We start from the raw sequence: 14,368 nt of genomic DNA, 5'->3' as shown, positions 1-14,368 counted from the left end.
GTGCGGAAACAAACATTCGGCCAAGTGTTGCGATGCAACCAATTGCATTTGGACCGGTTTTAGGGACATTGCCGTGGCGGTGACGCCGCACTGCGTCCCCAACACGGAACCTTAGATGAATATCCAGACCAATCTCGCACAGATCGAAAAGACGAGCGCCAGCTTCCCGGCTGTCACCGACGAGCCGATACGCTCCCATTTCCTGACGGAAGATCGGCTGCGCGCGTTGGGCGCAGCCCTTGCCAATGGCGATGCCAAGGATTTGTTCGGGCTGACGCCTTTCGATTTTCAGGCGCGCATCCGCGACAGCGCCAGGAAGATTCTCGATGTCTACCGTTCCACCAACGCTGCCCAGGCGAGGGGCGAAACGATCACGCCCGCGGCACAGTGGCTGCTCGACAACAACTACCTGGTCGAGGAGACCATTTTCCAGGTCAAGCGCGACCTGCCGCGCCGCTTCTATCGCCAGTTGCCGACGCTGAAACTGTCCGACGGATCCAGCGTGCCGCGCGCGTTGGCGGTCGCATGGACCTATGTCGCGCATTCCGACAGTTCCGTCTCGTCGGCCATGTTCAAGGCGATCGTCGAAGGCTTCCAGTCCGTCGAGCCGCTGAAGATCGGCGAACTATGGGCGCTGCCGTCGCTGCTGCGCTTTGTCCTGATCGAGAATCTTCGCCGGATCGCGGTGCGCGTCAATCGCACGCGGGAGTTGCGCCAGATCGCCAACGAGGTCGCCGACCGTGTGCTGGCGACGGACGACAGCGCCGACCGGCAGACGATACTTTCCGGCTACAGCGCCCATGCGCAGGACACCACCTTCGCAACCCAGTTGCTCTACCGGCTGCGCGACGGCTCGCAAAATGCCGGCAGGGCGCTGGAATGGCTGGAGGGCGAGCTGGAAAGGACGGGCTCCGACGCCGAGGAAATCATCCTCAGCGAGCACCGCACGCTGTCCAGCGGCAATGTGACCACCGGCAACATCATCCGCGGCCTGCGCCTCATCAATGACATCGACTGGACGGTGTGGTTCGAGGGCGTCAGCCGCATCGACACTTTGCTGCGCGAGCGCACCGATTTCGCGGCGCTCGATTTCTTTTCGCGCGACCAATACCGGACTGCGATCGAGGAGCTGGCACGCCGTTCCGATCTTTCCGAATTTCGCGTTGCCGAACGGGCGATTGAACTCGCCGGCCATGCTGCCGATGCGCCGGGCTCCGAAACCGGTCCGATCGCTCACACCGACGTCGGCTTCTTTCTGGTCGGTCCGCGCCGGATGGAACTGGAGCGGTCGATCGGCTACCGGCCTACCATCGGCAAGACGATCAACCGGACGTTCCGCAAGACCGGATGGCTGGGCATCGTCGTGCCGGTGTTTGCGCTGACGGTCCTGCTTCTGGTCGTCTCCGGCAATGCGCTCGCCAATCTCGGCCTGTCAGTGCCGTCGATCGTCCTGATGCTGGCCCTGTTCGCGGTGCCGGCCAGCGAAGGCGCGCTCGCATTCTTCAACACCGTCGTCTCGCTGTTTTTGAAGCCGACGCGTCTCATCGGCTATGATTTCAGGCATGGTGTACCGCCCGAGGCACGGACGCTGGTGGTGGTGCCGTCGCTGATCGGCTCGCGCGACGACGTTGAGGAGAACATCCGCAACATCGAAGTGCATCACCTCGCCAACACGGCGGGCGAGATCCATTTCGCGCTGCTTTCCGACTGGCCGGACTCGAAGACCGAGATCGATACGGCGGATGTCGAAATCCTCGAATTCGCCCGCGCCGAAATCGCCCGACTGAACGCCCGCTATCCCTCGGATGGCGCGCCGCGCTTTTATCTGCTGCATCGGCGCCGGCTCTACAACGCCTCGCAAGGCGTCTGGATGGGCTGGGAGCGCAAGCGCGGCAAGCTGCACGAATTGAACCTCTTGCTGCGCGGCGACAGCGACACCACCTTCCTGCCGTTGGAAGTGCCCTTGCCGGAGAGCGTCGTCCACGTCATGACGCTGGACGCCGACACCCGCACAACCCGCGACGCCGTCGCTGCGCTGGCCGGCAAGCTTTGCCACCCGCTCAACCGTCCGCATTTCGACGCGGCCCGGCGCGAGGTCACGGCCGGCTATTCCATCCTGCAGCCGCGCATCACCGCGTCGCTGACCAGCGGCGACGAGGCGTCGTTCTTCCAGCGTGTCTTTTCCGCCAATCGCGGGCTCGATCCGTACGTCTTTGCCGTGTCGGACCTCTACCAGGACATCTTCGGCGACGGTTCCTTCACCGGCAAGGGTCTCTACCATGTCGATGCCTTCGAGGCGGCGCTGAAGGGCCGTATCGAGGAAAACACCATCCTCAGCCACGATCTGCTCGAAGGCGCGCTGGCGCGATCGGCCTTGGTCACTGACGTCGAACTGGTCGAGGACTATCCGACCCGCTATTCGGTCGACGCATCGCGCCACCATCGCTGGGCACGCGGCGACTGGCAGCTTCTGGGCTTCATCCTCGGCCCGCGCTCAAACGTGCCGGCGCTGTCGCGTTGGAAGATGGTGGACAATCTGCGCCGCTCGGTGACGCCGATCTTCTGGGTGATGGCCGCGATCGCCGGCTGGACGCTGCTGCCCTTCACGCAGGCGGCGCAATGGCAGGCGCTGCTGATCCTCACGCTGTTCATGGCGCCGACTTTCGACATCGTCAACGCCATCCTGCCGAAGAGCGGCGACCAGACGCCGCGCGGCCATTTCTCGGCACTGGCGCGCGACGTTGCCTTCGGTACCGCCCTGGTGGCGCTGAAGATCGTGCTGATGGCGCATCTTGCCTGGATGATGGGCGACGCGATCATCCGCACGCTCTACCGCCTGTTCGTCAGCCGCCAGAACCTGCTCGAATGGCGCACCGCCTCGCAGGCACACAAGGGCGGCGACAACGATCTCGGCTCCTATTACAGCATCATGTACGGCGCGGTGATCATCGGCGTCGTCGGCCTCGCTGTGCCGGTGCTGGCCGATTCCACCGGCGCCTTCGTCGCCTTCTTCTTTGCCTTGTTCTGGATCGGCTCGCCCGCCATCGCCTGCTGGATCAGCCGTTCGGCCGAAACCGAGGATCGCCTGCGCATATCGGCCGCCGATATCCACGCGCTGCGCACCGTGGCGCGGCGAACGTGGCACTATTTCGAGACCTTCGTGACGGCCGAGCATCACCATCTGCCGCCGGACAATTTCCAGGAAAGCCCGGCCCCCGTGGTGGCGCCCCGCACCTCGCCGACCAATATCGGCGTCTACCTGCTGTCCGTGATTTCGGCACGCGATTTCGGCTGGATCAGCCTCTCCGACGCCGTCAACCGCATCGACGCGACCATGTCGACCATCGAGAGCATGCCGCGCGATCGCGGCCATCTCTTCAACTGGTACGACACCACGACGTTGAAGCCGCTCTATCCGCTGTACATTTCTGCCGTCGACAGCGGCAATCTCGCCGGCCATCTGGTGGCCGTGGCCGCTGCCTGCGCCGAATGGGCGGAAGCGCCGTCGGTGCATGTGCAGGGCGACTTCGAAGGCATCCTCGACACCGTCACCATCCTCGACGAAAGCCTTGAGGAGTTGCCCGACGACCGCCGCCAATTGCGGCCCTTGCGCCAGCGGCTCGCCGACCGTCTCGACGGCATGCGGCGGGCGGTGGAATTGATCAAGGCGCAGCCGGAGATGGCGTCGATCCGCACTATCAACCTGGCCGTCCTGGCCGGCGAGATACGCAAGCTCGCGACAGCCATCCACACCGAGGCCGCATCGACCCAGAGCGACACCATCGCCGATTGGGCGGCCAGGCTCGAAGCCACCTGCGAGGCGCATGTCCACGACGCGCACAGCGACGAAAACGCCGTCGCGGCATTGCGGGCTAAGCTTCTGACCTTGCGCGAGCGCACGCGCCGTTTCGCCTTCGAGATGGATTTCTCGTTCCTGATGCGGCCCGAACGCAAGCTCTTGTCGATCGGTTACCGGGTCGAAGAGCATCAGCTCGACGAAAGCTGCTACGACCTTTTGGCCTCCGAAGCGCGGCTGACCAGCCTGTTCGCCATCGCCAAGGGCGATTTGCCGACCGAGCACTGGTTCCGGCTCGGCCGGCCGATCGTCGAGATCGGCTTCCAGGGCGCGCTGATGTCCTGGTCCGGCTCGATGTTCGAGTATCTGATGCCGCCGCTGGTGATGAAGGAGCCGCAAGGCAGCATTCTCAACCAGACCAGCAAGCTCATCATCACGCGCCAGATCCAGTATGGCCGGTCGAAGAACGTTCCCTGGGGGATTTCGGAAGCGGCCTACAACGCCCGCGACCGCGAACTGACCTATCAGTACACCAATTTCGGTGTGCCCGGGCTCGGGCTGAAGCGCGGCCTTGGCCAAAACACGGTGATCGCGCCCTACGCGACCGTGCTGGCAGCGCAGTTCACGCCGCATGAATCCGTGCAGAACTTGGCCAGGCTGAGGCGGCTGGGCGCACTGGGCCGGCATGGCTTTTACGACGCGGTGGATTTCACGCCGCAACGCGTCCCCGAGGGTACCGACCACGCGGTCGTGCTGAACTACATGGCCCACCACTCGGGCATGTCGATCGCCGCCGTTGCCGATGCGATCTTCGAAGGGCGCCTGCGCGACCGCTTCCACAGCGATCCGGTGATCGAGTCGGCCGAATTGCTCTTGCAGGAAAGGGCGCCGCGCGACATCCCGACGGCGACCGTCAGGACCGAGGCCGACGAGCGCTCCAAGGACGAGACCGAGCTCGAGAGCCCGGATACGCGCATCGTGCTCGATCCGCTCAGGGCGCTGCGCTCGACCAGTGTCATGTCCAACGGCCGCTACTCGGTCATGGCTACCGCCACTGGCTCGGGCTACAGCCGCTGGGGCGAACTTGCCGTCACGCGCTGGCAGCCGGATCCGACCGAGGACCGCCTTGGTTCCTACATTTTCCTGCGCGACGCCAGCAATGGCGACTGGTGGTCGGCCACCGCCGAGCCGAAGCGCGCCGCCGACGAGCGTGTGCAGACGCTGTTTTCCGACGACAAGGCGAGCTTCGTCAAATCGATTGGGTCGCTGCGTTCGGAGGTCGAGTGCATCGTCATCTCGGAAGGCAATGGCGAGGGCCGGCGGGTAACGCTCTACAATGACGGCGCCGCCGACCGGCACATCGAAGTGACTTCGTATGCCGAACTGGTGCTGGGCTCCGAGCCCTCGGACAATGCGCATCCGGCCTTTTCGAAGATGTTCGTGGAAACCGAGATCGCGCCGAACAACGGCGCGATCTTCGCCACCAGGCGCAAGCGCGAAAAGGACGAGCCCGATGTCACCATGGTGCATTTCGTCACCGATCCGTCTGGATCGGCGCGTGATGCCGAGGCGGAAACCGACAGGCGCACCTTCATCGGCCGCGGCCGCACCATCACGGACGCGGCTGCCTTTGATCCCGGCGCCAAGCTTGGCGGCCATTCCGGCTTCACCCTGGATCCGATCGCCTCGCTTCGCCGGCAGGTGCGCGTGCCGGCCAACAAGAAGATTTCGCTGACGTTCTGGACCGTCGTCGGCGCCGATCGCACCGAATTGGATGCCGCTATCGCACGGCTCGACCATCCCGAAAGCTTCTCCCGCCAGGCGATGCTCGCCTGGACGCGCTCGCAGGTGCAGACCCGTCACCTCGGCCTCAGCCTGTCCGACGCCGCCAATGTGCAGAAGCTGGCGCGCTACCTGATCTATCCCGATCCGTTCCTGCGCCTGCCCGGCGAATCCATCGCCTCCGGGCTCGGCAGGCAGTCCAGCCTGTGGCCGACCAGCATATCCGGCGATTTTCCCATTTTCCTGGTCAGGATCGCCGATGTCGCCGATCTGGAGATCGTCGCCCAGGCGCTTCGCTTCCAGGAATACATGCGCGCCCGCGGCATGATGATCGATTTTGTCGTCGTCAACGAGCAGGCTTCGTCATACGTGCAGGACTTGCAGCGCGCGGTCGAGACGCTGTGCGAAAACAGCCGGTTGCGCGGCAAGGAGCTTGGACCCCGCCAGCACATCTTCGCGGTGCGCCGCGATCTGATGGAGGAAACGACCTACAGGACTTTGCTCGCCGTCGCCCGGGTGGTGCTGCATACGCGTAACGGCACCATCTTCGACCAGATCGAGCGCGCCGAGGCCGCGGCACTGCAGGCGCGAGACGCCGCCCTCCAGCCGGCAGACCTTGCAGCGCTTCGCGAGCCGTCCTTGCCGGTGCCGACGGCGCAAGCGTTTGCCGCCCAGGCACTGGTCGAGGCCCGCGTCGACGGCAGCGGGCTCGACCAATGGAACGGTTTCGGCGGCTTCGACGGCGGCGGACGCCACTACGTCGTGCGTCTTGCCGGCCGGCGCACGACGCCGCAACCGTGGATCAACGTCATCTCCAACCCATCGTTCGGGTTCCACATATCGGCTGAAGGCGCTGCCTTCACCTGGAGCCGCAACAGCCGCGACTATCAGTTGACGCCGTGGTCGAACGATCCGGTCACCAACCGGCCGGGCGAGGGCATCTATGTCTACGATCATGCCAGTGGCAAAGCGTTCTCGCCGCTGGCTGCCGTGGTGCGTGACCCGACAATGACTTACGAAACCTGGCACGGGCAGGGTTTTTCGACGTTCCGTTCAAAACGCGGGCCGCTGTCGATGGACCTGACCCATGTCGTCGATCCCGTCGATCCGGTGAAGATATCGCGGCTGCGCATCCAGAATTCGGGTTCGGCGCCGATGCGGCTACGCGTCTACGCCTATGCTGAATGGGTTCTTGGCGGCCATCGTTCGCGCACCGCGGCAAGCATCGTTCCGTCCCGGGATGCCGCGACCGGCGCTCTGCTGGCGCAAAATCCCTATGGGCTCGATTTTGGCGAACGGATCGCCTTTCTGGCCGCCGACGGTGCGGTGCATTCCGTCACCGCCGACCGCGGCGAATTCATCGGCAGGCTGGGCACCAGCGAGCTTCCGCATGCCGTGCTGAGCGGCGCCGGCCTGTCGGGCCGTGTCGAGGCCGGCGACGATCCCTGCGCGGCCATCGCACGCGACATCGACATCGCTGCCGGTGGCGACGTCACGCTGCTCTGGCTGCTCGGCGACGCGGCCTCGCCCGAGGAGGCCAGCGCGCTGGTGCAGACCCATCGCTCCAGGGATTTCGATCAGCGGCTGGCCGACAATGAGCGCACGTGGCGCGGCTTTCTCGACACCATCCAGGTCGAGACGCCGGACAAGGCACTCGACGCCATGGTCAATCACTGGCTGCCCTATCAGAGCCTGGCCTGCCGCATCCGTGCCCGCTCTGCGTTCTATCAGGCAAGCGGTGCCTTCGGCTTCCGCGATCAACTGCAGGACACCTTGGCCTTGCTGGCGCATGACCCCAAGCTGGCGCGTGATCAGATCCTCAATGCGGCGCGGCGGCAATTTCCCGAAGGCGACGTGCAGCATTGGTGGCTGCCGCGCACAGAGGCAGGCGTTCGCACCATGATCTCGGACGACGTGGTCTGGCTGGCCCACGCCACGGCGCGCTACCTGCTGGTGACGGGCGATACCGCGATCCTGAAGGAGCAATTGCCCTTCATCGAGGGGCAGGCGCTGGGCGAAGGCGAGCACGATGCTTTCTTCATCCCGGAAATCTCGAAGAAGACAGCCTCGCTCTATGACCATTGCGCGCGGGCGCTCGATCTTGCCGTCAAGCGCAGCAGCCCAGCCGGGCTGCCGCTGATCCTCGGCGGCGACTGGAACGACGGCATGAACCGCGTCGGCGAGCACGGCAAGGGCGAGAGCGTGTGGCTGGGCTGGTTCCTGCTGAAGACGCTGGGCGACTTTGCCGCTGTCGCCAAGGCGCAGAGCGATGCCAAGCGCGCGCAGGCCTGGACAAAGCACGCCGAGATGCTGAAGCGGGCGCTGGAAAGCACCGCCTGGGATGGCGAGTGGTATCGGCGCGGCAGCTTCGACGACGGCACGCCGCTCGGCTCGCGCAAATCGGACGAGTGCAAGATCGACTCGATCGCCCAGTCCTGGAGCGTGCTTTCGGGCGAGGGCGACCCGGCGCGGTCGACGACGGCAATGGGGCAGGCGCTGAAAACGCTCGTCGACGACGAGCTCAAGATCGTCAAGCTGTTCACCCCGCCGTTCTCGAGGACGGAAAAGGACCCGGGCTACATCAAGAGCTATCCGTCGGGGGTCCGTGAAAACGGCGGCCAATACACGCACGCGGCGACATGGTTCGTCATTGCGCTCGCCGAGATGGGTCGCACCGACGATGCCTACCGTTGCCTTTCGATGCTCAATCCGGTCAACCATGCACTCGATGAAGCCGCGGCAGAGCGCTACCGGGTGGAACCCTACGTCGTCGCGGCCGACGTTTATTCCGGGCAGGACAAGGGCGGCCGCGGCGGCTGGACCTGGTATACCGGTTCGGCGGGCTGGCTTTATCGCGCGGCGGTCGAGAGCATTCTCGGCATCGAGCGTCGCGGACAGCGCATTCAATTCACGCCGAGACTTCCCAGCCATTGGGACGGTTATTCGGCGACCCTGAAGATGCTGGGCGCCGAGATCAAGGTACGCGTCGTCCGCGACAAAAAGGCTCGGGCCATCTCACTTGAAGTGAATGGCACGAAGACCAAATCTTCGTCCTTCGAGCCAAAAGCCGGAGACAACGCCGAGGTGATCGTCAGAATACCGGCCTAGATTCAAGGGCTTGGAGCGTCCCTTGCGCTTCCCCAGGGAACGCACGGGCACTCCAAGTGCCTCTACCGGTTATATTTGCGTTTGACCTTGCTGAATGCCTGCACACGACTTTAGACGTCGTGCCCGGGGTCTTGCTGATTAAAATTGTGGCAGTGCTTTCCAGCTGCCATGATTTTGCCGCAACGCTGACATTTCACCTTTTATCTCAAACTGTTAGACGATCACGGCAAATTTCGAAGCGTCGTCATCTTTTGTTCGCGGAATGGGAACGGAAGAGGTAGACGAGCATTGTTTTGCGACGCGTCAACCGATACGAGTCAAAAAATGACGCACTGCACCATAAATAATTGGCGGAGTAGCTGAAGTGTCACTTCTGCAAATCTACTGGCGAGCCCTTGGTTATCTCGCTGCCGACAGGAAACGCGTTGCGTTTATCTGCGGGGCGAATGTCGCGCTTGCCATTATCGCCATTCTCGAGCCGATCATGTTCGGCCGGGTGATCGATGCCATTTCGGACCGCGGCTCGGTATTCTCGACGCTGGCGATGTGGGCCGGCCTCGGCGCGTTCAACATCATCGCCTTCGTGCTGGTGGCGCGCGGCGCCGACCGCTTTGCCCACCAGCGGCGCAGCGAGGTTCTTTGCCAGTCGTTCGAGCGCGTTATCACCATGCCGCTAGCCTGGCATCATCAGCGCGGCACCTCCAATTCCCTGCACACGCTCCTGCGCGCGGTCGAGACCCTGTTCAGCCTCTGGCTCGAATTCATGCGGCAGCATCTGTCGACCGCGGTCGCGCTGGTTCTGCTGGTGCCCACGGCGCTCAGCATGGATATCCGCATGTCGATGGTGCTGCTGGCGCTTGGCGCGCTCTATGTTGGCATCGGACGGCTGGTGATGCGGCGCACCAAGGAAGGCCAGGCGGCCGTCGAGCGGCATTACCACAAGGTGTTTGCGCATGTGACCGACTCGGTCAGCAACGTCGCTGTCCTGCAGAGCTACAACCGCATCGGCCACGAGACCGAGGCGCTCAAGCGCTACGTCAAGAACCTGCTCGACGCGCAGAACCCGGTGCTCGACTGGTGGGCGATGGCCAACGCGCTGCACCGGCTGTCGTCGACGATTTCGATGATGGTGGTGCTCTTGATTGGCGCCTATCTGGTGACGCACGGCCAGTTGCGCATCGGCGACGTCATCGCCTTTACCGGCTTTGCCACGCTGCTGATTGCCCGGCTCGACCAGATGTCGGCTTTCGCCAACCAGATTTCCGAGGCACGCGCCAAGCTCGAGGAATTCTATCATCTCGAGGACTCCGCTTCCGATGCCGCCGAGCCCGACGGGCTGCGCGACCTCGTCAACGTCACGGGTCATGTGCGTTTCGAGAATGTCTGCTTCGAGTTCGGCAATTCCGGGCAGGGCGTCGACGACGCGTCGTTCGAGGTCCAGGCCGGCCAGACCGTCGCCATCGTCGGCCCGACGGGCGCCGGCAAGACGACGCTCATCAACCTCCTGCAGCGCGTCTTCACGCCGTCCGGCGGCCGTATCCTGATCGATGGCATCGACACCCGCACGGTGACCCGCAAGTCGCTGCGCCATTCGATCGCCACCGTGTTCCAGGATGCCGGCCTGCTCAACCGCTCGATCGAGGACAACATCCGCGTCGGCCGTGCGGAGGCGACCTATGACGAGGTCCATGCCGCTGCCAACGCCGCCGCCGCGCAGGATTTCATCCTGTCGAAGAGCGAAGGCTACGACACGGTCGTCGGCGAACGCGGCGGACAGCTGTCCGGTGGCGAGCGCCAGCGCATCGCGATTGCCCGCGCCGTGCTGAAGGACGCGCCCATCCTGGTTCTCGACGAGGCGACCAGCGCGCTCGACGTCGAGACGGAAGACCGGGTCAAGGACGCCATCGACGAATTGCGGCGCGGCCGCACCACCTTCATCATCGCCCACCGCCTGACCACCGTTCGCGATGCCGATCTGGTCGTGTTCATGGACAAGGGCCGGGTGGTCGAGATGGGCGGGTTCACCGAACTGTCGCTGCGCAACGGCCGCTTCGCCAGCCTGCTGCGTGCTGGCGGCCTGCTCAACGACGAGGAGGTTCGCCGCCTCAGCCATCCGGTGAACGAAGCCGCCTGAGTGGCACGGTTCACCTTCTCCCCTTGTTGTGGGAGAAGGTGTCACCGTAGGCGACGGATGAGGTGCGCTCCAGCTCGGCGCACACCTTCATCCAAAATCCAGACTGCGGCGCACCGAGTAGCGCCTTACTCCGTCCAGCATCCCTCATCCGTCTCGGCGCTGCGCGCCAATCCACCCTTCTCCCACAGGGGAGAAGGGGAGACCGCGTCACCGCCACGGCTGCAAGCTCTCATCGCGGACCTAGGCGATAATTGTGTCGCAGACGGCGTTCAGATCCCGCAACTCCAGCTTGGCGCAAAATCTTCATCCAAAAATGGAGATGTAAGCGCACTGCAGATCAGGATGTGAACCCGTAAATCGGGATTGACCGGAAGGGCCTCGGTCTGCGTTCAGGGCGCAAGCTCGCAAAAGCGGTCGATGGAACAAGGCAGCCCCTACGCGCAGCCTCGCCGAATTGGCCCATCGCGCTATCACGACCTCTGATCGGAAGCGGCGCCCTGCAATGAAATAGGTCAAGACCGATGTCGATTTCGGGGAGGCTCATTCGTCTCACGATAGGAAGCCGAAGAAATTTGCCCAAGCAAAGAAACGGATACGATGACAATCACTATCACAGCATTTGAACGATCACCCGATGGCGGCAAGGGACTGGCGCGCGATACGCGCGTTCGCTGGGCGCTCGAAGAAGTGGGTCAGCCTTATGAGGTTCGTCTTGTTTCCTTCGCAGGGATGAAGGCGCCTGACCATCTGGCAATCCATCCTTTCGGCCAGATCCCCACCTATGAGGAAGGTTCTCTCTCGCTGTTCGAGACCGGCTCGATCGTCTTTCATCTTGCCGAGCAGCATGCGGGCCTGCTGCCGAAGGATCGCGATGCCCGCGCACGCGCGATCACGTGGATGTTTGCCGCACTAAACACCGTCGAGCCGCCGATCCTGGAATTAACGACGGCAAGAATATTCGAAGGTGACAAGCCTTGGAGCGAGGAGCGCTTGCCGTTGGTAAAGGACCGTGTTCGCGCTCGGCTGGACAAACTCTCGGCTCACTTGGGCGTCGCCGACTGGCTCGATGATGCGTTCAGCGCGGGCGACCTATTGATGGTATCAGTGCTGCTGCGACTAAGAATGTCAGGCATTTTGGACGAATATCAAAACTTGGCTGCCTATGTAGCGCGCGGGGAAGCACGGCCCGCCTATATCCGGGCTTTCGCCGCGCAATTTGCGATCAACGCCCCATCAACCAACTGCCGACAGCAGGTTTGAAGTCTGCCGCCGAGCGTTTGACCAATGCTCGACGCTTCCAGCTTGACCGCTTTTGGCGTCGACTTCGGCGCGATCAAACGCCCCGATTGGGTTGTTTACCGACTGGCGGCTTTCATATTGCGATGAGTTCTGATTCAGGCTCGACATGAGCCGTCATCCGGCTCGGAGCCACGCGCCGATCCACCTTCTCCCACAAAGGAGAGAAGGAGAGACCGCCGGCTCCGTGGTTGCCGCAACTCCGCCGGCGGTCTATGTAAAGCCGCATGAGCGACACGACTTCACGCCTCTCCGGCTGGATGGACCTTGCCAACCCGACGCAGTTCGTCGGGCTGGTCGACAAGGTCGTGCCGTGGTTGGCGAGCGTGGCCGCCATCATCCTCGCTGTCGGTCTCTATATGAGCTTCACGGCGCCTGAGGATTTCCAGCAAGGCATCACCGTGCGCATCATGTATATCCACGTGCCTTTCGCCTGGCTTGCCATGATGTGCTACACGCTGATGGCGATCTCGGCGCTGGGCACGCTGGTCTGGCGCCATCCGCTGGCCGACCTGGCGCTGAAATCGGCGGCGCCCATTGGTGCCGTCTTCACCGCCCTTGCGCTGATCACCGGTTCAATCTGGGGCAAGCCGATGTGGGGCACCTGGTGGGTGTGGGACGCGCGGCTGACCTCGGTCTTCATCCTGTTCCTGATGTATCTCGGCATTATCGCGCTGACGCGCGCGCTCGACGATGCCGGGCGTGCCGCCTGGGCTGCGGCAATCATCACCCTGGTCGGCTTCATCAACATCCCGATCATCAAGTTTTCGGTCGACTGGTGGAACACGCTGCACCAGCCGGCTTCGGTGTTCCGGCTTGGCGGGCCGACCATCGATCCAAGCCTGTTGTGGCCGTTGTTGGTGATGGCGCTCGGCTTCACCGTGCTGTTCTTCGCGCTGCATCTGATGGCGATGCGCACCGAGATCCGCCGCCGCCGCGTCATTTCGATGCGCCGGGTCGCGGCAAGGCAAGCTGAACGGCAACCCGGCTGATCTTATCCGTCGAGTTTCTTCCCACCCCCCTCTGTCCTGCCGGACATCTCCCCCAAAGTGGGTGCGGGCGGCGGAGCTGCCAATCTCCCCCCTTGCGGGGGAGATGTCCGGCAGGACAGAGGGGGTGCTGTCCCTCCGGCGTCCGGAAAACTCTATACATTAAAGCCTCCGCACGCGCTCCGGGCTGGTTCACCCCATACGCCCGCGCGCCTTGACCGGCAGCGTCTCGATCACTTTCTCGCCTTCAATCAGATGCACCTCGTCGAACAGATTGGTGACGACGCAGCAATGGTCGGGCACGACGCGCACGCGCTCGCCGATGCCAAGCTCGGCGCCGCCCGAAAGCGTGACATTGCCGTGCTCTTCGCTGAGGCTGGTCACCCTTGCGCCTGAAATGCCCAGCAGCTCGCCGAAATCGGCGAGCCCCAGCGTGTCGCTGGACAGCGCCTTGCTGCCGGCGTCGAGGATGGCGCGTGTCGGCGTTGGACGGCTGACCACCGTCGACAGCACCGTCAGCGCGCAATCGTCGAGGCTGCCGACGCCTTTGGCGACTTGGTAGCGGTCGAGATAGATGTAGGTGCCAGGCCGGTATTCGGTAACGACGGAATGCTCGCCCGAGCGCCACATGTCGGGCGTGCCGCCGCTGGAGATACGCTCGCAGGCAAGGCCGGATGCGGCAAGTGCTTGCTGCGCATCGGCGAGCCACGCCTCGGTCTCTGCGGCGCGGCCCGCCCCCGGGTAGGTCATCAAGCCGCCGAAGACGAGCCCCCGGACCTTGTCGATCTCGCTCGCCAGCGCGACTGCCTCGCCGGCCGACTGCACACCGCAGCGGCCCATGCCGGTGTCGCATTCGACCAGCACCGGCAGGCGGTGGCCGGGATCGGTAAAGGTGGCGGCAAGTCCCATCAGCGTGTCCATGCTGTCCGTTGTCACCGACAGTGTTACGCGGCCGTGCAGCGCCTTGAGGCGCTCCAGCTTCGCCCGCCCGAGGATATTGTAGGGCAGAAAGATGTCGGTCAGGCCGGCGTCGGCCATGATTTCGGCCTCGCCGATCTTCTGGCAAGTGATGCCGACGGCGCCGGCCGCGATCTGCTTTTTTGCCCAGTAGGGCAGCTTGTGGGTCTTGATGTGCGGCCGGAGTTTCAGCCCGTGCCGGTCGGCATGGGCCTGCGCCCGCGCGATGTTGGCTTCGGCGCGGCCGGCATCGATCAGGATCGCCGGCGTATCGAGGTCGTCTATGCTGCGCATGGTCTCACCATC

5 protein-coding genes are annotated in these 14,368 nt (G+C 63.8%); 4 read left to right on the top strand and 1 reads right to left on the bottom strand.

Annotated features, from left to right (window positions below):
* The first annotated feature begins 115 nt into the window (after positions 1-115).
* The 4 genes from NKH63_RS09540 to NKH63_RS09525 all read left to right on the top strand — a co-directional run bounded on the left by NKH63_RS09540 (position 116) and on the right by NKH63_RS09525 (position 13,108).
* Positions 116-8,686 (top strand): glycoside hydrolase family 94 protein, encoded by an 8,571-nt coding sequence (locus tag NKH63_RS09540; protein WP_352481265.1) that lies wholly within the window; start codon positions 116-118, stop codon positions 8,684-8,686.
* A gap of 364 nt (positions 8,687-9,050) precedes the next feature.
* A complete protein-coding gene (locus tag NKH63_RS09535) occupies positions 9,051-10,820 on the top strand; it encodes a glucan ABC transporter ATP-binding protein/ permease (RefSeq protein ID WP_023717211.1) in 1,770 nt (589 codons plus the stop codon).
* A gap of 597 nt (positions 10,821-11,417) precedes the next feature.
* Positions 11,418-12,080: a glutathione S-transferase family protein gene (locus tag NKH63_RS09530; RefSeq protein ID WP_352481264.1), complete on the top strand. Its 663-nt coding sequence runs from the start codon at positions 11,418-11,420 to the stop codon at positions 12,078-12,080.
* 263 nt (positions 12,081-12,343) lie between these two features.
* The gene (locus tag NKH63_RS09525; RefSeq protein ID WP_352481263.1) at positions 12,344-13,108 is read left to right on the top strand and encodes a heme ABC transporter permease; all 765 of its coding nucleotides are present in this window, start codon (positions 12,344-12,346) and stop codon (positions 13,106-13,108) included.
* 189 nt (positions 13,109-13,297) lie between these two features.
* On the opposite strand, the gene NKH63_RS09520 is transcribed toward NKH63_RS09525, so the two are convergent.
* The gene (locus NKH63_RS09520) at positions 13,298-14,356 is read right to left on the bottom strand and encodes a D-TA family PLP-dependent enzyme (protein ID WP_023717214.1); all 1,059 of its coding nucleotides are present in this window, start codon (positions 14,354-14,356) and stop codon (positions 13,298-13,300) included.
* Positions 14,357-14,368 lie beyond the last annotated feature (12 nt).

This window comes from Mesorhizobium sp. M0960 (genome assembly GCF_040319055.1).
Lineage (GTDB): Bacteria > Pseudomonadota > Alphaproteobacteria > Rhizobiales > Rhizobiaceae > Mesorhizobium.
This window is presented reverse-complemented; position numbering and strand designations above follow the sequence as displayed.

Bases quoted from the DNA above. Each gene is read 5' to 3' on its own strand.
- NKH63_RS09540 (WP_352481265.1), top strand. From the start codon at position 116: ATGAATATCCAGACCAATCTCGCACAGATCGAAAAGACGAGCGCCAGC.
- NKH63_RS09530 (WP_352481264.1), top strand. From the start codon at position 11,418: ATGACAATCACTATCACAGCATTTGAACGATCACCCGATGGCGGCAAG.
- NKH63_RS09525 (WP_352481263.1), top strand. From the start codon at position 12,344: ATGAGCGACACGACTTCACGCCTCTCCGGCTGGATGGACCTTGCCAAC.
- NKH63_RS09520 (WP_023717214.1), bottom strand. From the start codon at position 14,356: ATGCGCAGCATAGACGACCTCGATACGCCGGCGATCCTGATCGATGCC.